Origin of the sequence: Mesorhizobium sp. C089B, assembly GCF_030323125.1 — a bacterium.
Taxonomy (GTDB): Bacteria; Pseudomonadota; Alphaproteobacteria; order Rhizobiales; family Rhizobiaceae; genus Mesorhizobium.
Map to the genome: position 1 here is coordinate 2,039,256 of NZ_CP100469.1, position 22,072 is coordinate 2,061,327.

General features: G+C 63.2%; 14 protein-coding genes and 4 pseudogenes. 1 reads left to right on the plus strand and 17 read right to left on the minus strand.

The window, feature by feature from the left end:
- Positions 1-58: 58 nt before the first annotated feature.
- The 10 genes and pseudogenes from NLY44_RS10440 to oiaX form a co-directional block, all read right to left on the minus strand.
- Complete coding sequence (locus NLY44_RS10440; protein WP_081725422.1) at positions 59-1,000, minus strand: D-ribose ABC transporter substrate-binding protein; 942 nt, start codon at positions 998-1,000, stop codon at positions 59-61.
- Positions 1,001-1,039: 39 nt separating this feature from the next.
- Positions 1,040-2,173, minus strand: coding sequence for an ABC transporter permease (locus NLY44_RS10445; RefSeq protein ID WP_023681691.1), 1,134 nt, complete (start codon positions 2,171-2,173; stop codon positions 1,040-1,042).
- Positions 2,174-2,199: 26 nt separating this feature from the next.
- On the minus strand, positions 2,200-3,738 hold the full coding sequence (locus NLY44_RS10450) for a sugar ABC transporter ATP-binding protein (RefSeq protein WP_023805413.1): 1,539 nt from the start codon (positions 3,736-3,738) through the stop codon (positions 2,200-2,202).
- The gene (locus tag NLY44_RS10455; protein ID WP_023681693.1) at positions 3,735-4,382 is read right to left on the minus strand and encodes a DUF2291 family protein; all 648 of its coding nucleotides are present in this window, start codon (positions 4,380-4,382) and stop codon (positions 3,735-3,737) included. Before NLY44_RS10455 ends, NLY44_RS10450 begins: the two co-directional genes overlap by 4 nt.
- 33 nt (positions 4,383-4,415) lie before the next feature.
- The gene (locus NLY44_RS10460; RefSeq protein ID WP_023672601.1) at positions 4,416-5,429 is read right to left on the minus strand and encodes a sugar-binding transcriptional regulator; all 1,014 of its coding nucleotides are present in this window, start codon (positions 5,427-5,429) and stop codon (positions 4,416-4,418) included.
- Between the two features lie 325 nt (positions 5,430-5,754).
- A complete protein-coding gene (locus NLY44_RS10465; RefSeq protein WP_460221745.1) occupies positions 5,755-7,467 on the minus strand; it encodes a glycerol-3-phosphate dehydrogenase/oxidase in 1,713 nt (570 codons plus the stop codon).
- Positions 7,464-8,240, minus strand: a complete 777-nt coding sequence (locus NLY44_RS10470) for a DeoR/GlpR family DNA-binding transcription regulator (RefSeq protein ID WP_031201827.1) — start codon at positions 8,238-8,240, stop codon at positions 7,464-7,466. The genes NLY44_RS10465 and NLY44_RS10470 overlap by 4 nt, the downstream gene beginning before the upstream one ends.
- On the minus strand, positions 8,237-9,760 hold the full coding sequence (locus NLY44_RS10475; RefSeq protein ID WP_023805414.1) for an FGGY-family carbohydrate kinase: 1,524 nt from the start codon (positions 9,758-9,760) through the stop codon (positions 8,237-8,239). Before NLY44_RS10475 ends, NLY44_RS10470 begins: the two co-directional genes overlap by 4 nt.
- A gap of 232 nt (positions 9,761-9,992) precedes the next feature.
- Positions 9,993-11,326, minus strand: a pseudogene (locus tag NLY44_RS10480) (four-carbon acid sugar kinase family protein).
- 4 nt (positions 11,327-11,330) lie between these two features.
- Entirely contained in the window at positions 11,331-12,581 is a 1,251-nt protein-coding gene (oiaX, locus tag NLY44_RS10485; RefSeq protein WP_023805416.1) for a 3-oxo-isoapionate-4-phosphate decarboxylase OiaX, read from the minus strand.
- Positions 12,582-12,766: 185 nt separating this feature from the next.
- Here oiaX and NLY44_RS10490 point away from each other — a divergent pair, with 185 nt between their 5' ends.
- Complete coding sequence (locus NLY44_RS10490; protein ID WP_023672607.1) at positions 12,767-13,480, plus strand: transcriptional regulator NanR; 714 nt, start codon at positions 12,767-12,769, stop codon at positions 13,478-13,480.
- Positions 13,481-13,482: 2 nt separating this feature from the next.
- Here NLY44_RS10490 and apnL read toward each other — a convergent pair.
- The 7 genes and pseudogenes from apnL to NLY44_RS10525 all read right to left on the minus strand — a co-directional run bounded on the left by apnL (position 13,483) and on the right by NLY44_RS10525 (position 21,787).
- Positions 13,483-15,320, minus strand: a pseudogene (gene apnL, locus NLY44_RS10495) (D-apionate lactonase).
- Entirely contained in the window at positions 15,317-16,351 is a 1,035-nt protein-coding gene (locus NLY44_RS10500) for a Gfo/Idh/MocA family protein (RefSeq protein WP_023697641.1), read from the minus strand. Before NLY44_RS10500 ends, apnL begins: the two are co-directional and overlap by 4 nt.
- A 2-nt stretch (positions 16,352-16,353) precedes the next feature.
- On the minus strand, positions 16,354-17,418 hold the full coding sequence (locus NLY44_RS10505) for an ABC transporter permease (protein ID WP_023681701.1): 1,065 nt from the start codon (positions 17,416-17,418) through the stop codon (positions 16,354-16,356).
- A pseudogene (locus NLY44_RS10510) lies at positions 17,411-18,965 on the minus strand (sugar ABC transporter ATP-binding protein). The gene NLY44_RS10505 and the pseudogene NLY44_RS10510 overlap by 8 nt, the downstream one beginning before the upstream one ends.
- Positions 18,962-19,605, minus strand: a pseudogene (locus tag NLY44_RS10515) (DUF2291 family protein). Before NLY44_RS10515 ends, NLY44_RS10510 begins: the two co-directional pseudogenes overlap by 4 nt.
- A 90-nt stretch (positions 19,606-19,695) precedes the next feature.
- Positions 19,696-20,637 (minus strand): D-ribose ABC transporter substrate-binding protein, encoded by a 942-nt coding sequence (locus tag NLY44_RS10520; RefSeq protein WP_023730740.1) that lies wholly within the window; start codon positions 20,635-20,637, stop codon positions 19,696-19,698.
- Between the two features lie 322 nt (positions 20,638-20,959).
- Entirely contained in the window at positions 20,960-21,787 is an 828-nt protein-coding gene (locus NLY44_RS10525; RefSeq protein WP_023688186.1) for a phosphogluconate dehydrogenase C-terminal domain-containing protein, read from the minus strand.
- Between the last annotated feature and the right edge of the window lie 285 nt (positions 21,788-22,072).

Sequence of the window (22,072 nt, forward strand, 5' to 3'; positions counted from 1 at the left end):
TCTCGAAGCCATGGAAGAGCCAGGGAGTGTCCGCAAAGGACACCCCCTGAGCAGGTTTTTATTCCGACAGCACGAAGGGTGCGGTGTACTTGTCCACATTGTCCTTGGTGATGAGCAGGCAATCGAACAGCTGCTTCTCGCTGGTGGCGCCAGTAGCGCCCGACTTGATGAACGAGTCGGCCTGCTGCACAGCCTTGGCCGAGAAGATGGCCACCGGCTGAAGCACGGTGTACTGCAGTTCGCCGGACTTGATGGCCGCAACCGCATCCGGGGAACCGTCAAAGCCGCCGACCTTGATGCCGGCGAGCTTGCCAGCTTCCTTCAGCGCCGCAACCGCGCCAAGCGCCATTTCATCGTTGCCGCTGATCACGGCGATGATGTCGGGATTGGCCTGCAGCATGCTCTGCATCTTGTCATGGCCCTGGGTACGATCCCAGTTGGCGACCTGCGAAGCGGCCTTTTCGAGATCCGGATACTGGCTGAGCACAGTCGCGTAGCCGTTCGAGCGCGTGGCGGCGTTGTTGTCCGACGGGGCGCCGAGCAGTTCGACATACTTGCCCTTTTCACCGACCGCCTGCACCCACTGCTGGGCACCGAGAGCCGCACCCTGGGCGTTGTTGGAGACGAGCTGTCCCTTGGCAAGACCTTCCTGGTTGATCTCGGCATTGACGAGGAAAACCGGGATGTTGGCGGCAATCGCCTTCTTCACCGCGCCGACCGAACCATCGGCATTGGCCGGGTCGAGGATGATCGCCACCGACTTGTTGGTGATGGCGGTGTCGATCAGATTGCTTTCGGTATTGGTGTCGCCCTTGTGGGCGGCGACGTTGGCTGTATAGCCAAGCTTTTCGGCTTCGGCCTTGGCAACGTTGCCTTCGGTCAGCCAGTAGGGGTTGGCCGGATCGTTGACGATGATCGAGATCAGGCCCGCGGCCGATGCGGCTGCGCTAAACCCGACCACCATCGCGGCGGCAAGCAAACTTCTAAGCACGATTTTCATGTACATTCCTCCAATGATTTTACGCGGTCTTGCTGCCAGTCAGCTGGCAGTCTTCCCTTGGGCAGGATTGGCCGGTTCGGCCTTCCCCCGTTTCTGAGAAGTCGGTTGGCCGCCCGTCGAAGCTGGAAGCTTGCTACGGCGGCGATACTGAACGGCATTGAGGAGCACGGCGAGCACGATGACGGCGCCGGTGAACACTGTCTGCCAGTAGGATGAGATGCCGATGATCACCAGACCGTCGGACAGGAAGCCGATGACGAAGGCTCCGAGCAGGGTGCCGCGAATGTTGCCGCGCCCGCCGGTGAGTGCGGCGCCGCCGATGACGACGGCGGCGATGGCCGTCAGTTCGTAAGTGGTGCCAGCGGTCGGTCCGGCCGAGGTCAACTGCGAGGACAGGATCAGGCCGGCAATGGCGGCACAGATGCCTGAAAGCACATAGACCGAAATCTGCACAGTCTTGACCGGAACGCCGGACAGTTCGGCGGCGCGCTCATTGCCGCCCGAGGCGTAGAGCCAGCGCCCGAACGCGGTGCGGTTCAACACGATGCTGCCGATCAGCGCGATGACCGCCAGCACCACCACGCCGGTCGGCACGCCGAACAGACGGTTGAAGCCAAGCGCGTCGAAACCGGTGTTGCCCAACTCCGGCTTGCCGCCGAGATTGTTGTAGGTCAGGCCGCTGGTCATCAGCAGTGCCAGGCCGCGCGCCATGTACATGACGCCGAGCGTGGCGACAAAGGCCGGAACCTTGAACCGCGCGATCAGCACGCCGTTGATCAGCCCGACAGCGGCGCCCAGCATGCAGGCCAGCACCGCGACCACCCAGACCGGCGGATAGAGAACGACGCCGAGCCAGGTCAGCGTCACGCCTTGCATCAGAAAACCGGCGACGACGCCGGCAAGCCCGAGCGTCGACCCCACCGACAGGTCGATGCCGCCATTGAGGATGACGAGCAGCATGCCGATGGCGAGAATCCCGAAGATGGCGACATGCGAAGCCATGGTCAGGAAATTCGCCACCGAGAGGTAGTAGGGCGACAGGATCGAGAAGACGACAATGATGACGATCAGGGCAAAGAAGGCCCGGCCTTCGAGCAGCAGCTTGGCCACGTCGAAGCCCTCTCCGCCCGCATTGGGGCTGGACTGTTTGCTGGCCTGGCTGACATCGCTCATGGGTCGGGGCTCCGGAAATTCTGTGGTCAGGCGACCACGGCTTCGCCGGAGGCGGCCATGATCTGCTCTTTGGTGGCGTTGGCGCCGAATTCGGCTGAAATCTTGCCGCGCCGCATGACGACGATGCGGTGGGCGATGCTGAGGCACTCATTGACCTCCGAGGTCGAGAAGACGACCGCCAGGCCTTGCGCGGCACGCTCGCTGAGCAAGCGAAAGACTTCGGCCTTCGCGCCGACGTCGATGCCGCGGCTCGGCTCGTCGAGAAGGATGACCTTGGGATTCGTCGTCAGCATCTTGCCTATGACGACCTTCTGCTGGTTGCCGCCCGACAGCGATCCGATCATGGCGTTGCCGCCCGCGGTCTTGATGGTCACCTTGCGGATCGAATCGTCGATCAGTGCGCGCTCCCTCTGCCGGGAGAGGAAGAGCCCCTTGGCGAATGCCTCGATGCTGGCAAGCGACAGGTTGCGGCCGACGGTCATGGTCTGAACCAGGCCATCGCGCTGGCGATCCTCGGGGACCAGAACCAGACCTCGGGCGATGCGCTGGGCAATGGTCAGTCCCGAAACGTCCTCACCCTCCAGCAGCGCCCGCCCGCCCGCCATGGGCACACGGCCGGCGACGGCCTCCAGCAATTCCGTGCGGCCCGCGCCCATCAGCCCATAGATGCAGACGATCTCGCCCGCTTTGACATCCAGCGACAGATGATCGACGACGTAGCCTGAACCCGAAGCGTCAGTGACGCTGACATCCTCCATCGACAGCGCCACCGCGCCGAACTCGTGGCCGGTCGGCGGCGAGCCGAGATCGAAATTCTCGCCCACCATGTTGCGGACGATCCATTCGAGGTCGATGTCCTTGGCCTCGGCCGTTGCCGTGATCGCCCCGTCACGCAGCACGACGGCGTAGTCGGTGATCTGCAGCGCCTCTTCGAGGTGATGCGAGATGTAGACGATGGAGACACCGCGGCTGGTCAGGTCGCGGATCACCTTGAACAGCACCTCCACCTCGGTCGCACTGAGTGCGGAGGTCGGCTCGTCCATGATCAGGATGCGGGAATCGACCGACAGCGCGCGTGCGATCTCGACGATCTGTTGCTGCCCCAGGCGCAGGTCCTCGACCAGGGTCATCGGATCGATGTCTTCTTCGAGGTCGGCTATCAGCGCCCGCGCCTGGCGCGCCTCCTCGGCGAAGTCGAGGCCGGTTCTGGTGCGCAGTTCGCGGCCCATGAAGATGTTGTCGCGAACGCTCAGATTCGGCGCCAGGCTGAGCTCCTGGTGGATGATCGAAATGCCGCGATCGCGCGCGTCCGAAGACGAGGCAAAGCTGACGAGATTGCCGTCGAGCACGATGTCGCCGGATGTCGGCGTCACCACGCCGGACAGGATCTTCATCAGCGTCGATTTGCCGGCGCCATTCTCTCCGAACAGGGTGGTGACCTTGCCGCGATGGATGTCGAAGTTGACGCCCTTGAGCGCGTGGACGCCGCCATACGACATGACGACATTGCGCGCCGAAAGCACGGCATCGCCAGTCGCGGGTTCTGTGCCGGCAGTCATTGTCATTTGACGTCCAGCCTCACCGGTGTGACCAGCCAGCTCTTCGGATTGACCAGCTTGAAGACGCCGACCACCGCTATTGTCTTGCCGGTCAAGGCACTGGTATCGACTTTCGCCAGCACCTCCTTCTTCATCTCGTTGTTCAGCGCCGAGCCGGCGTCCTGATACTCGATCTGGTTGGTGAACTGACCAAAGGTGATCTTGCCGGTGGCGTCGCGAAGCTCGGTTCCGTTGATCGCCGGCCCAGTCTGTACGCGGACGGTCAACGTGTCCGGCAAACCGTCGACGGCGACCTTGTAGATGCCCGATTTTCCCTCGCCGACGACGCCGGTGAACTTGACCGAGATGACCGGTCCGACTCCCGCCGGCACGCCATATTCCTTTTCGGCCGTCGCCCTGTCCTTGGCGATCGCCGCCGCCACCGTCGCGGCGTCGGCGGCACGCGCTTCGACATCGGCCTGCACCTTGGGAAATTCAGACTTGCCGTAGTCGGCGGCCGAAAACACCGCGTTGCGAACATCGCCGGCAGAGCCGATCTTGATCACCTTGGTATCGAGCGCCATGGCGCCGAGCAGAACCACAACCGCAGCGCCGGCAAGCACCCGGCGCAGGCCGGGCGAAGCTTGCCGGGCGGTGGCCTTCGCGCTCATGATGCAACCACCAGCGGTGCGGATTGTCCGTTGTCACGCATTCGAAGTTCCTCCGTTCACGCAGCGCTTCGCGGTCCCGGCTGCATCGTCGAGCTCGACCAGCGCGCGGGCCGTGCATTCGTCGGTGATCAGGCCGCTGAGATAACGGCTTTCGAGTACTGCCTTGATGGCGCGCACCTTCACCTTGCCGCCGGCGACGGCAACGATCCTGCGGCCCTTCAACTGATCGCGCGGAAGCGCCAGTATTCTTTCCGACAGCGCCGTTTCGACCGGACGCCCCTTGTCGTCGAAGAAATGCGCCAGCAATTCACCAACGCCGCCGTCACGCTTGACCTCGTCGATTTCGGAAGGCTCGATCATGCCGGTGGCGACCAGCGACGCCTCCCGCTCGGCCGTGCCTATTCCGACGAACATCAGGTCGGACCGGCTGGCGAGAGCGAACACATCGCTGATGCCGCGCTGGCCAAGCAGCACTTCGCGGTCCTCGGCGGTATTGGCGACAAAAGGCACCGGCATGACGAAAGCCTGCGCGCCGGTCCGCTCTGCCAGGCGATGCATGACGTCGTGCGGGTTGGCGGCGAATTTGCGCGTCACGCCGCCAAGCAGCGAGACGAAACGGATGTGAGCAGCAGTTGCGCGCGTCAGATATTCGACGCTGGCGGCAAGCGTGCGGCCATGGCCGACGCCGATCAGCATGTCTTCGCCGCGATCGATTTCGCGCTTCAGGAACTGGGCGCCGGCAATGCCCAGCCCCTTGAGCGGCAGTTCGTCCTGATCGAGATCGGGAACCACCTCGCAATAGTGGAGCCCATAGGCGGCGATCAGGCGCTGTTCCAGGTCGACGCATTCGGCGACGTCGCCGTCGATGAAGACCCTGACCAGACCTTCCTGGTTGGCCTTGGTGATCAGCCTATGCGCCTTGAGGCTGGTCAGGCCAAGCCGCTTGGCCACCTGGGCCTGGGTCAGACCACCGGCATAGTGCAGCCAGGCCGCGCGCGTGGCGAGGCTGGATTCATGGTCGCGGTTTGCGCTTCCGCCGGAATTCAAGCCATCCCCTCCCCAGGGTGATAATATTATCTTTGTGTGCAAAAATTTTCATACCTTTGCACCGCTGTCAATCCCTCCGCAGATGGTTGCCTCAGCCGACGTTCGGCAGCCAACGCGAGCCTATTAGAAGGTAAGCATACAATATGACCATACGGTAGTGTTAATTTAACGTCAATTTGTGTTACCGTATCCAGTGACGGCATGAGCCCGTAGGCGCCGGCAAATCCCAATCCGGGTGCAAAATGGGAAGGTTGATGCACAGGGCGCAACAAGGGCAAATCGATCGGATTGCCTCAGGAAAAGCTAGGCGTCGGCGATCAAGCGATCAGTCCAGCCGCATCAGGTTCCTGCCTTCGAGCTCGACAACAGCGGCTTCGACCTCCCGCGTGAGGCGCTCGGTGCTCCACCCCAACGCCCGCCCCGCGATCGCGGCAATCTCCTGCAGGTCGCGGCTCGTCAGCGAGCCGCCTATCGCCAACGTGCTGCGGCGCATAACGACATCGGCCAGATGTTCGACGAACTCGTTGCGCGCGATGTAGTCGATTTCCGCCTTGCCGTAGCCGCCGGAGTCCGGCAGGCAACCCTCATCATCCGACCCGTGCCTGGCGATCTCAACGGCTCTGGTCCCGTAGCGCGACAGCAATTGATCAAGGCGCCCTTCCCCGGCGCCCGTTGCCTGCTGTGCCTCAGCCAGCCAGTCCGCGCGCGCGGCGGCATTGGCCGGAAAATCCCGCCCACCGCCGATCGGCATCGACTGAGTCGACATCTTGCGGCTGCGCTGCAAGCGCTTGAGTACGGTATCAGTGACTTCCTCGGCAAAGCCGCGGAACGTCGTCCATTTGCCGCCGACCAGCGAAATGACTGCAAAGGGCTTGTTGCCGTCCGGCTCGGCAACGGGCGCCGAATGATCGCGGCTGATCAGTCCGGGCGTCGCTGCTTCAGACGTCGGCAGCGGCCGGATGCCGCTATAGGCGTAGACGATCTGGTCGCGCTCGAACGCCATGCCCGGCAGCAGCGTTCGCACGCTGTCGAGCAGATAGTCGACTTCTTCGGGTTCGCAGCGGACCGCGTCCGGATTGTCGGCCTTGATGTCGGTCGAGCCGACCAGCGCCAGGCCGAGATAGTCGTAGACCAGGCAGATGCGGCCGTCATCGGCCTCGAAATAGAGCATGCGCCCGGCGAGGCTTTTGACCAGTTCGTCATGCCTTAACAGGATATGCGAGCCCTTGGTGCCGCCGATCATCTTCGATGGAGCACCAAGCAGCGCGTTGACGTCGTCGATCCACGGACCGGCGGCGTTCACCACCAGCTTCGGCCGCACCGAAAAGGCCGCGCCGTTTTCCGGCTGGAAGGTGAGCACGCCATTGGCTGAAGCCGCCAGTGTCGTGTAGTTGGCACCGGCAGACGCCGCGTGAGCCTGCAAGCCGTCGAGGATCAGTTCCAGCACCAGCCTTTCCGGGTGACTTATCTTGGCGTCGTAGTAGGTGCCGGTGGCGACGATCGCCGGATTGAGCGCCGGCATCTCAACAAGCGCCTGCCGCCGCCCGACCATGCGGTGGCGCGGCATGACCTGGTTTCGTGAACCGTAGAAATCGTAGATCATCAAGCCGATCTTGATCAGTATGGCGCCGCGGCTGCGCGGCGCGCTGGTCGAGCCGAACAGCGTTCGCAACGCCGCGAGCATGCCCTTGCTCCACGAGAAGATCGGGATGACGGTCGGCAGCGGGCTGACATAGTGCGGCGCGTTTTGAAGAAGCAGATTGCGTTCGAGCGTCGACTGCGCCACCAGCCCGAACTCGCCGGTCTCGAGATATTTCAAGCCGCCGTGGATGAGCCTCGACGGCGCGGCACTGGTGCCCGAGCCGAAATCCGCCTTTTCGACGATCAGGCAGCTGACACCTTGCGCGCACAGATCGCGAAACAGCCCAGCCCCGTTGATGCCGGCGCCAAGAATGACGACGTCGACTTCGCCGGTCCCGGCCATCGCGGCGAGACGCCCTGCGGGATTGTCCGCCCCGGCTCCATCTGCTGGGTTCATGGCGCCTTCGTCTTGACGATGCGCAACTTCACCCCCGCCCGTTCGAGGCTCTGCGCCTGCGCATCGCCCAGGCCCTCGGTCACCAGCACGGCGTCGAAACTGGTCAGATCGTCGAAGACATGCAGCGCGATCCGGTCGAATTTTGCGTGGTCGACCAAAAGGATGCGCTTCACGGAGGCGGTCATCATCGCCTGCTTGACCCGCACGACATTCGGATCCTGGATGAAAGCAGTGGTTCCGGTGACGGCCGAAGCCGAACAGATCAGCACATTGGCGCGCAACTGCGCCACGGCGTTCTCGCAGACAATGCCGATATAGGCATTGTAAGTGGGATGATACTGGCCGCCGAGGCAGATGAAATCCATATCGTCCACATTGATCAATTGGCCCGCCGTCGAGACGCTGTTGGAAATGACGGTCAGCGGCTTGACGTCGAGCAGCAGCGTCGCGACCGCGTTTGCCGTCGATGAATCGTCCAGCATCACCACCTGGCCGGCCTCGATATAATCCAGTGCCGCTCGCGCCAGTGCATCCTTCTCGGCTCGATTGACGGTCACCCGGTAGCGGAAAGCGCTCTCGTAGAGGCCGGAAGGCTGGACCGTCACCGCACCGTGCAGCTTGCGCAGCACGCCCTGCTGCGCCAGCCGGTCGATATGCCGGTGGATGGTCATGCGCGACACGCCGAAATGCTCGACCAGATCATCGATGCGCACCTGGCCGAGCTTGATCACATAATCGGCGATCTCTTCGCGTCGTTCGTCGGCCTTGATCATGCGTTTACCCCCGGCCGCGCCAGCCTTTCGATATCAGGCCAATGCCACTTCAGCTGCTCGGCTATGCGGCAGTAGAGCGAAAACCGCTCATTGAACACAGCACTGGAGGCGGGCACGGTTTGGTACGTCCGCTCCGTCATGCCGACCTGCCTGGCGCCCTCTTGCGGCGTCTTGAACAAGCCGACCGCGGCACCTGCGCAAAGCGCGGCACCGAGGGCCGCGGTCTCATCCGTCGAGGTGACAGTGACCGGGGCGTTCAGCACGTCGGCAAACATCTGGACGAAAGCAGGATTACGCGAGCCGCCCCCGGTCAGGCGGATCTCGCTGACGGCAAAGCCGTCGCGCAAGGCCTCGACATGGGTGCGGTGATTGAAGGCGATGCCTTCCAGAACCGCCTTCAGCATGTCGCCGCGATTGTGCCAGCCATGCAGGCCGACAAAGCTGCCGCTGGCCAAATCGCCATAGGGAGAGCCGAACAGATAGGGATGAAACAGGATGGTCGAAGGCTTCTTCAACGCCGCGTCGATCTCTCCCGCCAGCAATTCGTGGAGGGAGCCGCCATCCGTCCTGTCCTGCTCCGCGCGGCAAAACGTGTCGAGAAACCAGTCGTAGTTCGCGGTCGAGGCCGGCGAGATCGACATGTTGTTCCAACGGCCCGCGTCGATGGCGTTGCGGCAGAACCAACGCCGGTCGACGCGCGGTTGCGAAGAGACGACTTCATTGATGGAATAGGTGCCGGCGACGATGGCGAGCACGCCGTCTTCATGGCCGCCCATGCCAAGCGCCGAGGCGGCCACGTCGTGCAGGCCGCAGGCGACCGGTGTTCCCTTGCGAAGGCCGGTCCTTTCGGCGGCATCGGCTGTGACTTGACCGGCGATGTCAGCGGAATGCGCCACCGGCGGCAGCGCGTTGAACAGATCCTCCAACCCGAAGATGCGCAGCGCTTCAGGCGCATAGGCTTGCGTGCGAAAATCCGTGAATGAAGTGCTGGCCTCCGTGCGGTCGGTCCCGATCGTGCCGGTCAGGCAAAAGCGCAGCCAGTCCTTGCAGGCCAGCACATGGCCGATGCGGCCATAGCGATCAGGATCGTTCTGCTTAAGCCACGCCAGCAGCGCCGACGGCGCCGAAACATGCGGCGTCTGGCCTGTCGTCGCCAGCGCATCGGTGAAAACGGTACCGGCGGACCACCTTTCGACAATGTCGCCGGCGCGGCTGTCGAGCGACAGGATGCCTGGTCCCAAAGGCTGACGATCATGATCGAGCAGATAGAGACCATCGCCATGCGCGGTCGCCGCCACCGCCTTGATGTCTTCCGCCGGCCTGCCGGAGAGCGCGATCGCCTCCTTGATGGCGTCGGCTGTTGCTTGCCACAGGCCTGACATGTCGCGCTCCACCCAGCGCGCGTGGGGCATCGATTGCGGCACCCGGCGACGCGCCACGGACAATTGCGTGCCGTCGGGATCGAAGATGACCGCCTTGGTGACCGTGAGGCCGTTATCGATTCCGAGCAGGCTGGGCATGATCACCGCCTCTTTCAGCAACTGGCGATTGCTACAGGGCGATCCTGCAGTCTGATGCAAGGGCGAAACACATGGCGACAACCCCGATTGAGCAAGGGGGACAAACGGCAAAAGCACCTCGCCGCAACAAAGAACTCATATCTTCATGTGAATTTAACGTCAACATACGGGACAAAAAGGCTTCGGCGCCACGGCCACGGATGGATCTCGCGGTTGCCGGAGCGACGCGTTGTCAGCTGCTAAGGCCGTCGCGCATGGCGCTGAAATAGCGGTCGGTTCCGACCTGCCCGCCCTTGAGCGCCACCTCCAGCCCATCGATCGCCTCAATACGCGAGTGAGCGACGCAAAGCGGCGAGCCCGGCGACGCCGGCAGCGGCATCCGCACCGTCAGCGCACCGACGCCCATCTGGCCGAGAGCGTGGCTCGACGTGTCGCCTCCGGCTATGACCACGCGCTGCAACTTCTGCTCGATCGTCAGCGCGCGAAGCAGTTCGCCGAGGCCCCGCCGAGCTTGTGGCGGGCGCCTTCCTGGCGGTCGATTTCGCCCCCCCTGTCGGCCGCGGGTCCAAGGGCCGTGTAGAGAACGACGCTGCGTCCGCCTTCCAGGCTGGCGCGACCGGCTGCCGTCGCGCGTGCGATCGCATCTCCGGAAGCTTCGGAGATCAGTTCGACGGGATCGACCTCGATGCCATCGAAGCCGTCGGTCAAAGCGTGCCGGATCTGTCGTTCGGTCGTCGGCGAACAACTGCCCGAGACGACCGCGATCCGGTCGGCGGCACCCGGCGGCGAAAATTCTGGTTCAGCTCTGACTGTCCCGTTCGACACCCATTCGGCCAGCAGCGCATATTCGATCCCCGACGAGCCGACGACGAACGAACCGCCCGGCTTGCGGGCGCGCCATATCTCCTTGCCGGCAAGCGCCTGCGTCTCGAGGCTGTCGACATCGACAAGTACGATGTCGGTGCCCTTTGCTAGCAAGCGGTCGAAGGCTTCCGAGCGCGACGCCGACTGCAACGTCGCGAGATCGACCAGCCCCGACGTGAGCTCCGTCTGCCGCGACAGATGGATCAGCAGGTCGGATTCATCCATCGGCGTCGTCGGGTGGCGGCTCATCACCGGATGGCGGTCGATGCGGAAATACTTTTCACGATAGGCCGCGAATAGATGACCGAAGGCAGTGTAACGCTTGAGTTGCGGCGCCCCGACCAGCAGCGGCACGCTGTCCTGCGCGAAGACCGAGCGGCCGATCTCGATCGCCCGGCCGATGCTGCCGATCGCCGGGCTGGAATCGAAGGTGGAGCAGACCTTGTAGTGATAGATCGCGGCATTCAGCGTCTTCAGCCAAGCGAAGGCATCGCTCAGATGCGTGTTCATCCATTGCGGCGTCTCGCTGCGGCTGGTGCCGGCCAGGCCAATGGCGCGGCAATGGCTGAACTGCTCAACCATGGCGGCGTCCGGCTGGCGCATGAACAGCACGGTCGGGACGCCGCCGAGTTCAAGCGCTTCCATGACGTCGGTCGAACCGGTGAGGTCGTCGCCATAATAGCTGAGCAGCAGGTCTTGCATCGCTTCAGGCCGCTTTGCCGTCGCCGAATTTTTCGATCGACCGCGCCAGCTCCGGATGGCTCAAGGCGAAATCCGCCAGCGGAATGCCGTCGACCGCCGCCTGCCAGGCTTGCTGCACGGCACGCACCCCGGCGCCCGGTCCATCCGGATGGCTGACGATGCCGCCGCCGCACAGATAGAGCAGATCGACCGTCCGGCCGGTCCGTTCATAGGTCTCGGGCGCTTGCCCGCCCCATTGGCCGGAGCCCGCCACAGGCAAGGCGCAATCCTCAGGCGCAAAAATCGGCGTCGTCACCGCCTTGAAGGACTCGACGAAAGACGCGTCCGGCTCCCAGTATTTCGATTGGATGCCGTTGATCTGGAACTGGTCGACGCCGAGCAGCCGCCAGAATTGCTGCCAGACCTTGAAATCCATGCCGAGGCCGGGATGGCGAGTAAGAATGTCCCAGCCGTTGCGATGGGCATGCAGCACCAGGGTGGAGCGTCTTCTAAGAAACGCCATGCCACCGAAGCCTATCGAGTTGATGTTGACCACCGCGCAATTGCCGCCGGCCTTGGCCACCAGATCGTGATTGCGCATCATCTCGTCCGGGTCGGCATGCGAGATGCCGAAGGCATACATCACCTTCTTACCGGTCCTCTGCTCGTGGCCGAGGATCAGCGGCATGATTGCCTTTACCCGCTCCGCCAGCGGCGAATAGGCCGGGCTCATCAGCTTCTCATCGTCCTTGATGAAATCGACACCGGCGGCAATCAGCTCGCCCACCATCGCGGCGGTCTCGGGGGGCCGCAGCCCCAGCGCCGGCTTGACGATGGTGCCGATGATCGGCCGATCCGTGACACCTGTCAGCCTGCGGCTGCCGGCGACGCCGAATTGCGGACCTGGATGCGCGCCGCGGAATTGCTCCGGCAGCTTCATGTCGACAACGCGAATGCCGGTTAGGCCCTTGATCGAATAGGCGCCGCCGATGGCAATGGTCATCAGAGCCGACAGGTCGTGGCCGATGGCATCGAATGGAAAGGCGATGTCGACATCCGCGCGCTTGAACGGCCCGTTACCGGCCTCGGGAATGGAGGGGCGAAGTGCGTCCGGCAGGTGCCGAATGGCCAGAACGCGCGCGGCCACCCGGGCCTTCAGTTCCTCGGTTTCGCCGGGCAGCGCGACGAAGGTTCCGGTCGACTGGTCGCTCGCGATCTTGGCTGCCAGCGCCTCGATGCTGCCTGATGTTTCGATGCGGTAGGTGAGCGTGATCATGGTTCGTTGTCTGAGGGCGGAAGGTTCGAAAAGAGTTCCTTGATCGTCGAAATCTGGTATAATGAGTACATAAGCTTTGCAAGCAATATCCTGTCTTGCGGCTATGGCCGATGGGGGCGACGGCCATTCCGGGAATGGCTGTGGCAATGCTAGATAGAGACAGGTCAAGGGAGTGATTCGCGACGATGAACCGTTCGGAGCCGATCGTCCGGCGCAAACTTTCCGACGAAGTGTTTTTGCGGCTGAAGCGCCTGATCACCAGCGGAGAATTGACGCCGGGCGACGACATGCCGTCGGAGCGCGAGTTGATGGAGCGCTTCGAGGTCGGCCGTCCCGCGATCCGCGAGGCGATGCAGGCGCTGAGCAATATGGGCCTCGTCGCGATCTCGCATGGGGAACGCGCCAAGGTGCTCCAGCTGACCGCCAAGTCGATCATCAAGCAGGTCGATGGCGCAGCCAAGATCATCCTGTCGTCGTCGAAGGACACGTTGGAACACCTGAAAACGGCGCGCATCTTCTTCGAGCGCGGTATGGTCAGGGAAGCCGCCGAAAACGCCACTGCCGAGGACGTTGAGCAGCTGCGGGCCACAATTGCCGAACAGCGTGGCTTTCGTGGCGATTCCGAGGCTTTCATTTCAGCCGACATGAAGTTTCACACCCAGATCGCGGCCATTTCAGGCAACCCGATCTATATCGCCGTCAGCGAGGCGATGCTCGGTTGGCTGAAGGAATATCACACCGAAATGCTGATCTGGACCGGCAAGGAACAGTTCACGCTGACCGAGCATGAAGAGATCATCGGCCGCATTGAGAAGAAGGATGCCGACGGCGCCGAGAAGGCGATGATCAAGCACCTCGAGCGCTCGCGCGCGCTTTATGTGATGAACTCCGGCAACTGATTTCAGCCGATCCGCGTGATCGCGTAAGGGGTCATCACCAGTTGGCCTCGGCCAAACGCTGAGATGTCGACCGTCACGTCGTCCGCCGTCAGGTTCGCCAGCCACGCCACGGTCTTGCCCGAAGCGGAGCGGCCGGCCAGCGCCAGCACCTTCGTCTGATCGCTCGTCCTTGCCGCCACATACGCAAGGCCGGCCATTTCGCAAAGACCCTTGATGGCATCGAAGATCGGCCGGGGTGCGCCTTCGGCGACGGGTTCGCCGGACGCTGCGAGCACGCCGAACGGTCCGGCGAAGCCGGAGAGCGTGAGCAGTTCCAGCCCGGCCGACGCGACACGCGCGGCATAGCCGATCGCCCATGCGGCTGCGAAGAGGCCGGCATGGCGAGGGTCGCGATCGGCCATGGCGATGCGCTGTCCCTCGGGATTGGGTTTGGTCGCGCCCCCGTAGGGGTTCTGGCGCATGGCGATCGTCGACGGACCGATGCGGTAAGGCTTTGCCCCGAAGATTGCCCGCGCCGACGCGGTGATGAAGGGCAGCGCCTCCAGCGACTGCATGACGCTGAGATCGTCGGCGGCGTGCACGATCGGGCACGTGCAGTGAGTGATGAAATCGAGCAGGCCCGCCGGCACGCGCTTGCGGTTGAGCTCGGTGAAATAGCTGAACATGCCGCCGCCAAGCTTGATACCCGGAAAGGCGCGACGGGCAGCGGCATAGACGTCTTCCAGCGGCGGACAGTCCGGCCACGCGCTGCCCGGCGGCGTCGACTGCCGGTCGACCGAAGGCGAGACGGCAATGGCCGAGAGTTTTAGTCCGGCCTGCCGCCCCAGGTTCGCGACGGCTGAAAGTTCAGCGTCGAGATCGCCCGCGCAGGCAACGACGCATTCCAGCGTCGTCTGCACCGGATAGGCGGCGGTGAGCCTTGCATAAGACTGCAATGCTTCGAGACCGTGGCCGCGCGTCGGATCGTAGTGGAAGACAAGTTGCTGCGGGCCGAGCTTGGTCAATGTCGAAAGATTTGCGAGCGCTGCTTCGACCTCATCCGGGTAGATGATCACGCCGAGATCCGGCAGCCTCTGCCCGGTCTCGCCGAGTTCGACGCTGACCGGTTCGGCGGCAGATGCTGCGGCCGGCATTCCCCCTCGCCGGTGATGCGAAGGCTGACCGTCTGGCTTACAGTTTGGCCGGCCGGCAGCACATAGGGCCATGGCAGCGCCAGCGGCCGCACATAGGTCTTGTATGACGCGTCCGACCAGTTGCGCTGGTCCTCCATCTCGAAAGTGTCGCCTTCCATCCGGCATTCGGCAGTGATGCCCGGCCGGACTTCATGGGTGATCGCGCGCAAATCCTTGAAAGGCTGCCAGGGATCGATCAACAGCGGCAGCTTCGCCGCCACCAAGCTGCCGTCCGTATGCTCGACCGTCACCGGGCTTCCGGAGAGGCCGGCGATCGGATGCAGGATGCAGAAGCCGCAGCGATTGGTCTCGAAATCGCTTTCAGGGACCGCGCTGACGTCGAAGACCAGGTGACCGTTGGCGGAGCCCTTGATCGTAGCGCGAAGGTCGAGCCGGCTTCCGCCCGGCGCTAAGCAACTTGCGGAGTAGCTGACGGAGAAGCTGTCGGCGTCCTGATCGACGGCAAGGTCGGTCAGTTCAGGCTCGTAAGTGCCCCAGTCGCGGTCGCGCACGATGTAGGCGATGGCGCGCAGCACTTCGATGCCGCCGTAACGGATGGTGCGCAGATTGCCGTTGACGAAGTCGGCGCTGAGCAGGCCCGCACTCAGCCTGACCGGCTCGGCCTCGACCACGCGTGTGCCGTATAGGAGGAAGGCGTCGGCTGTCATGTCAGCAAGCCATCCAGGTGGACAGGTTCGTGGCTCGCGGCGCCCAGATAGGCCGCCTCGACCAGCGCGAATGTCTTGAGATTGTCGGCGCCCGAGGTCGCCGGCTCGGTTCCCTTTGCCAGGCAGTCGACCCAGTGCTGCTGGATGGCGACGACACTCTCCTGGATGTTGTGCCATGGGCGCGATGCCCAGGCGAGTACGGGCGGCGAAACGTCGGTGATCTTCGTGCCGCTCCTGCCGGTCACGGTGAGCCGATATCCCTGCGCCAGGCGGATTGTGCCGTCGCTGCCGTCGATCTCGATAAGCGTTTCGGGAAACGGCTCCACGGCAAGCTTCGTCGCGTAGCTGCAGTCGACGACTGAGGTGGCGCCGCTCTTGTGATCCATCAGCATCGTTACGACGTCCTCGCCGGCGATATCGGGGTTGATGCGCGCCGTTCGCGTCGTGATCGTCGATACGTCGCCGAGTAGAAAACGGGCGATGTCGAGGATGTGGATACCGAGGTCTTCGATGATGAAGCGCTTTCCCTTGGCGAGATAGGGCTGGCCGGAAAACACGTCATAGGCGGAGCGGAAGGAGATGCGCCCGAAGAACGGCGTGCCGATCTCGCCGCTGTCCAGCACGGCACGCACCGCCTGGATCGCCGACTGCCAGCGAAAATTCTCATGCACCATCAGCGGTACGCCGGCTTCCACGCAGGCCCTCACCATCGCCTTGGCGTCGGCAAGCGTCGGCGCGAACGGCTTTTGGCAAATCACCGGCACACGGTGCAGCGCCGCCATCTCGACCAGCGGACGATGGCTGGGAACGGTGGTGGCGATATCGACGAAGTCGAGGCTTTCGCTTGCAAACATCTCTGCCGCGTCGGTGTAGCGCTTCGCAATGCCGAACTGGTCGCCGATGATGCGCAGCCGCTCCGGGTCGCGGTCGCAAATGGCGACCATCGCGGCGCCTTCAATGTCGCGCCAGGCATGCATCTGGTTGATGGCAAAGAAGCCGCAGCCGATGAGCCCTCCCCGCAACTCCGCCATGCTCAGCCTGCCTTTGCCATCTGCATCAGCGTCACCCGGCTCTGCAGCCGGCGCTGCGCTTGGTCGACGACGACGGCGACGATGATGACAAGGCCCTTGATCACCATCTGCCAGAAGGAACTCACGCCCATCATCACCAACCCGTCCGAAAGAATGCCGATGACGAAGGCGCCGACAATGGTGCCGCCGATCGTGCCGCGCCCACCCGACATCGAGGTGCCGCCGAGCACTGCCGCCGCGATGGCGTTGAGCTCGAAACTTTCGCCCGTTGCCGGGTGCGAGGCCATCAGTTCCGACGAGATGATCAGGCCGACGATCGCCGCGCAGAAGCCGGAGAACATGTAGACGAACATTTTCACCATGTTGACACGAACGCCCGAAATTCGCGACGCCCGCTCATTGCCGCCGACGGCGAAGATGTGGCGGCCGAGCGGCGTGTATTTGGCGAGATAGGCCGCAGCCAGCGCGACGACGATCAGGATCCAGATCGCCACAGGCAGGCCAAGCAGCCGCCCGGCGCCGAGGAAACCAAACCCGGTGGTGCCGAGCTCCGGCTTGCCGACGAGGTTGGGGAAGGTGCGGCCGTCCGACGACAGCAACGCCAGGCCGCGCGCGACATAGAGCACGCCGAGCGTGGCGATGAACGGCGCGACGTTCAGCCTGGTGATCAGCAGTCCGTTGACAGCGCCGATCAATATGCCGACCGCCAGCGTGATCAGCGCGATCTCGACGACGTTGAAATAGATGGTGTAGCCGAATTGCAGGTCGATGCCGTTCAGCACGAGGTAGCCGGCGACCATGCCGCACAGACCGACGATCGAGCCGACCGACAGGTCGATGCCGCCGGTGATGATGACGAAGGTCATGCCCATGGCGAGGAAGGCGTTCAGCGCCACATGTTTCGACATCAGGATCAGGTTGGCGGTCGACAGGAAATTCGGCGCCGCGATCGAAAAGAAGATCAAGACGGCGATCAGCGCGATGAACGTCCTCGCCTTCATCAGCGTCAGCAGCAGCGAGCCGCTCGAGACGGAGGAGACAGCCGCCTTGGCCGGGATGTCAGTCATGGGCGCTTTTCTCCGTGTGCGGGGTCGGTCCGTGGCCAAGTGCCGAGGCGGCGACAAGGGCTGCCTCCGTCGCCTCGGAGCGATCGAACATGCCCGTCAGTTTTCCATTGCTCATCACCGCGATGCGATCGGACAGCGCCATCACCTCATCGAGATCCGAGGTGGCGAACAGAATACCGAGCCCATCGCGCGATAGTTTGCGCATGGTGCGGAAGACGTCGGCCTTGGCGCCGACATCGATGCCACGGCTGGGCTCATCCATCAGCAGCACCTTCGGCCCGGTGAGCAGCGCCTTGCCGATCACCACCTTTTGCTGGTTGCCGCCCGACAGCGATGAGACCTCCTGCGCCGGGTCGGCGACCTTGATCGCCAGTTCCCGCACCATCTGCGTCACCGCCTGCTTCTCGTGGCCGCCGCGAATGTGAAACAGGCGGACAAAACGCGACAGGCTGGCCAGTGTCAGATTGCTCGCGACGGACAGGATCGAGACTAGCCCTTCGCGTTGGCGGTCTTCGGGGATCAGCGCCAGCCCGCGCCGGATACGCCGCGTCGTGTCGCGCTCCTTGACCTTTTTGCCGGCGATGAAGATCGCGCCGGTCGCCTGGCCATGGCGGCCCATGATGCAGTCGAACAGCTCGCTTCGCCCGGCGCCCATCAGGCCGTATATGCCGAGTATCTCGCCGGCGCGCAGCGACAGCGAGACGTGATCGACCGCCAGCCCGCCGGTAGCCCGCGGCAGGCAGATGTCCTCGGCGCGGAATATCTCTTCGCCGGGAACATGGCCGTCGGCTTTGGCAAAATCCTTGGCGTCGGAGCCGATCATCTGCCGCACGATCCACCGCGTGTCGACGTTTTTCATCTCTTCCTGGCCGGTGATGTGTCCATCGCGCAGCACCGTGATGTAGTCGCCGATGCGGATCAGCTCTTCCAGCCGGTGCGAGATGTAGACGATCGCCACGCCGCGCGCCTTGAGGTCGGCGATCACCTTGAACAGGATCTCGACTTCCGCCGCACTCAGCGCCGAGGTCGGCTCGTCCATGATCAGGATGCGTGCATCGAGCGAAACCGCCTTGGCGATCTCGACCAGCTGCTGCTGGCCGATGCGCAGATCCTCGACCAGCATGTCCGGTCGGATCCCGGCCTGCAGGCGTTCGAGAAATTGCGCCGCACGGCGCTCCTGTTCCTTGCGGTCGATCTTGCGGAACCGGTTGGTGATCTCGCGCGTGGCGAAGATGTTCTCGGCGACGGTCATATTGCCAAACAGGTTCAGCTCCTGGAACACCATGCCGATGCCGCGGTTCACCGCGTCGCCCGAGGACGAGAAGGAGACCTCCTCCCTTCCAGGAGGATCCGGCCGAGCGTCGGCTGTTCGACGCCGGCGATAATCTTCATCAGCGTCGATTTGCCGGCGCCGTTTTCGCCGACCAGCACATTGACCGCCCCTTGCGTACCTCGAAATTCGCGCGCTTGACCGCGACGGTGCCGGAATAGACCTTCGAGACGTCTTCCAGCTTCAGGATGACATCGTGAGCGGCGGCGGCACTCATGGCTTCGGCCCGATCTCTGCCTCCGCCGGCGTCACCAGCGGCAGGTCCTGGCCGCTTTCGAGCGTATAGGCACCGAGAACCTTGGCGGTCCGGCCTTCCAGGGCGTCACGCGGCAGTTTGGCAAGCACGGCCTTGACGGCATAGGCGTTGAACGCCTTGCCGAACTGGGCAAAGTCGATCTGATTGGTAAAATCGTTGAACTGGATGAAATCGAGACTGTCGCGCAGCGCGGTTCCACGCATCGCCGGTCCGATTTGCACCCGCGCATCGGCCTTGCCGTCGCCGTCGACATCGATATCCATGGTCGCGGCCCGCGACTGCGTGTTGGCTGCGATGATCTTGCCCTCGACCCGAACCGCGAAGGTCCATGGCGAATTCGCCTGCTTGTTCGGATTGCCATATTTGGTGCCGGCGGAAGCAGGATCAGTTTTTGCCAGAGCGTGGACCTCGGCAAAAGGCCCGGCCTTCTGCTGGAGGTAAGGCACGACCTTCGCGGCCCAGATCTCCTCGACCATCTTGTCCGGATTGAAGGCGGCAGCGCTGCCGCTATCCCCGAGGGAGTCGGCAAAATCTTGCAGGCGGTCAGGCTGATGCCGACTGCAACGACAAGCATCGGCCAGATCGGCTTGTTGTTCAGCATGATGGCCTGTTGAGCATGGTGATTGGCACCCACGGAAAATGGCGGCGAGGGACGACCTTGATCGCCCCTCGCTATTCATGTCACGCCGGCTCAGTTGGTAAGCGCAAAAGTTTCCAGCTTGGAAGCATTGTCGCCATTGACCAACACGCAGTCCATCAGCTGCTTTTCCTTCTCGGGCGACTTCTTGTTCTTGATGAAGTCGTTGGCCTGCTCGACCGCCATCTGCGCCTGCGCATAGGCCGGCTGCAGCACGGTTGCCTTGATGCCGCCCGCGGTGATCGAATCGCGCACGTCGTTGGATCCGTCGAAACCGACGACGATGACGTCCTTGCGGTTCGCCGCAACCAGCGCCGCATACGCGCCCATGGCCATCGTGTCGTTGCCGGAGATGACGCCCTTGATATCCGGGTTGGCCTGCAGGATCGATTCCATCTTGGAATAGGCTTCCGTCTGGCTCCAGTTGGCCGATTGCTGGGCGACCATCTTCAGGTCCGGATAGTCGTCGATGACGTCATGATAGCCCTTCGAGCGAATGCCGGCATTGGTATCGGATTCCTTGCCGACCAGCTCGACGAAATTGCCCTTCTCGCCCATCAGCTTGACGAACTCCTGCGCGCCGAGCTGGGCGCCCTGGTAGTTGTTGGAGACGATCTGAGCCACGGCGACGCCGGTGGCGTTGATCTCGCGATCGATCAGGAACGACGGCACGCCTGCGTCCTTGGCCTTCTGCACGGCAGCGACGGTGGCGTCGGCGCCGGCATTGTCGAGGATGATCGCCTTGGCGCCGCGACCGATCGCCGTATCGATCAATTCGGATTGCTTGTTGGCGTCGTCGTCATGGACGAGCACAAGCGCTTCGTAGCCGAGTTCCTTGGCCTTGGCTTCGGCGCCGACGGCTTCCGCCTTGAAGAACGGATTGTCATGCGAGGGCGTGATGATGGCAATGAGGTCGGCCGCATAGGCGGGCGCCGCCGTGCCAAGCGCCAGCATGCCGGCGAACGCCGCAAGTGTCATTCTGCGTGTGAGTTTCATGATGTCCTCCCGTTTGAAAAATTGCCTTGATCAATCAAGGCCCCTGCATTCGAATTCGTCGCGCAGCGCGGGCCGCTGATCGGTTCGGGCTGAAATGCCGTTGCCGGCTTCCCAAACGATCGCTGCTCCCCCGCTGTCCCTCCACTCGCCCAGGCTTCGTACCTCTCGCGAATCCTTGCCCAAGCCATCAACAGCTAAGCCAACTGGTATGATGAGTCAATCACTAATTGAGGTGACATGTGCCCACTGAGCGAAAGCATCTGGGCATGGCGGGTGTGTCGAGCCATCGAGGCGCTCCGGCAAGCGCCCGACTCGGCCTGTCTCAGGTAATGCGCCGAATGCTCGCGGCGATCTCTTCGGGCTCGAACACCCGCTTCCAGTCGTCGCGCATCAGCACCGGCTTGCCGAATTCGATCGCCTTGTTGCAGGCATCCGAGAATACGCCCTTGGTCTCGCCGAAAATCACGGCGCCGAGCACGTTCATGTGGCCGAGCAGGAAGTCGAGCGCCGCCTGTTGGTCGACGCCTCGCGCGACGACCTCGTCGACGGCTTCCTTCATGACGACAAGCAGTGATGCGCACACCGTCTCCGATAGACCGGGCTCCAGCAGCGCCATCTGTTCGACGGTGACACGGTGCGAGCGCATGACCGGCGCCCAGATGATTTTTGCGACCGCCTCGCCCTTGGCGTAGTCCGCTTCCGGCCCCTGCATCAGCGCGCTGACCATATGCTGCTTGGCCTTGACGCCACCAAAATAATCCTTCTTGGCCGCCATGTCGGTCTCGTCGTTGAAGATCGGCGGATGACAGGGATGGGTGACGAAATAGGTCAGGTCCGGCCGGTTGGGCAGATGGCCGGCGAAGGGTGCGGCCGCGTCGAGCACTATCACCATCGTGCCAGGCGCGAGCTTGCTCTCGATATCAGCCGCCACCTTGCCGATATGCGTGTCGGGAACGGCCAGGATGACGATATCCGCCCCGTCGAGCGCCGCATCGGCACTGACCGCGTCGAAGCCCAGTCCGGTCTTCAGCCGCTCGCGGCCGGCCTCGCTGACCTCGACATGGCGTACCGTGTAGGGCGATCCGCGAAAATTGGTCGACAGGCGGTAACCCATTTTGCCGCCGGCACCGAACAGCGCAATCGTCGTCATCTATCCCTACTCCCGCATTAAACGACGGCCGCGCCGATCGTCATGTTATTAACTGGTATAATCACCTTACCACGAATTGAGGAGTTGAACAGGGCTTTGATGAGCGGCTATACGGGCGCCCGTTTGGATTCCGTCCGCACGATTTCCGCGGTGGCGGTCGAGAATTCAACCAAGCCAGAGCGCCGTTGCCTTTCCAGACGTTCGATGCCCGCGTTAGAAGCCTCCAGGTCCATTTTTGCGGGGGCTCGGTCGCGAGGTGACGGTGGGGGGCCACCAGCAAGGCGA

Bases quoted from the DNA above. Each gene is read 5' to 3' on its own strand.
- NLY44_RS10440 (WP_081725422.1), bottom strand. From the start codon at position 1,000: ATGAAAATCGTGCTTAGAAGTTTGCTTGCCGCCGCGATGGTGGTCGGG.
- NLY44_RS10445 (WP_023681691.1), bottom strand. From the start codon at position 2,173: ATGAGCGATGTCAGCCAGGCCAGCAAACAGTCCAGCCCCAATGCGGGC.
- NLY44_RS10450 (WP_023805413.1), bottom strand. From the start codon at position 3,738: ATGACAATGACTGCCGGCACAGAACCCGCGACTGGCGATGCCGTGCTT.
- NLY44_RS10455 (WP_023681693.1), bottom strand. From the start codon at position 4,382: ATGAGCGCGAAGGCCACCGCCCGGCAAGCTTCGCCCGGCCTGCGCCGG.
- NLY44_RS10465 (WP_460221745.1), bottom strand. From the start codon at position 7,467: ATGAACCCAGCAGATGGAGCCGGGGCGGACAATCCCGCAGGGCGTCTC.
- NLY44_RS10470 (WP_031201827.1), bottom strand. From the start codon at position 8,240: ATGATCAAGGCCGACGAACGACGCGAAGAGATCGCCGATTATGTGATC.
- NLY44_RS10475 (WP_023805414.1), bottom strand. From the start codon at position 9,760: ATGCCCAGCCTGCTCGGAATCGATAACGGCCTCACGGTCACCAAGGCG.
- oiaX (WP_023805416.1), bottom strand. From the start codon at position 12,581: ATGATCACGCTCACCTACCGCATCGAAACATCAGGCAGCATCGAGGCG.
- NLY44_RS10490 (WP_023672607.1), top strand. From the start codon at position 12,767: ATGAACCGTTCGGAGCCGATCGTCCGGCGCAAACTTTCCGACGAAGTG.
- NLY44_RS10500 (WP_023697641.1), bottom strand. From the start codon at position 16,351: ATGGCGGAGTTGCGGGGAGGGCTCATCGGCTGCGGCTTCTTTGCCATC.
- NLY44_RS10505 (WP_023681701.1), bottom strand. From the start codon at position 17,418: ATGACTGACATCCCGGCCAAGGCGGCTGTCTCCTCCGTCTCGAGCGGC.
- NLY44_RS10520 (WP_023730740.1), bottom strand. From the start codon at position 20,637: ATGAAACTCACACGCAGAATGACACTTGCGGCGTTCGCCGGCATGCTG.
- NLY44_RS10525 (WP_023688186.1), bottom strand. From the start codon at position 21,787: ATGACGACGATTGCGCTGTTCGGTGCCGGCGGCAAAATGGGTTACCGC.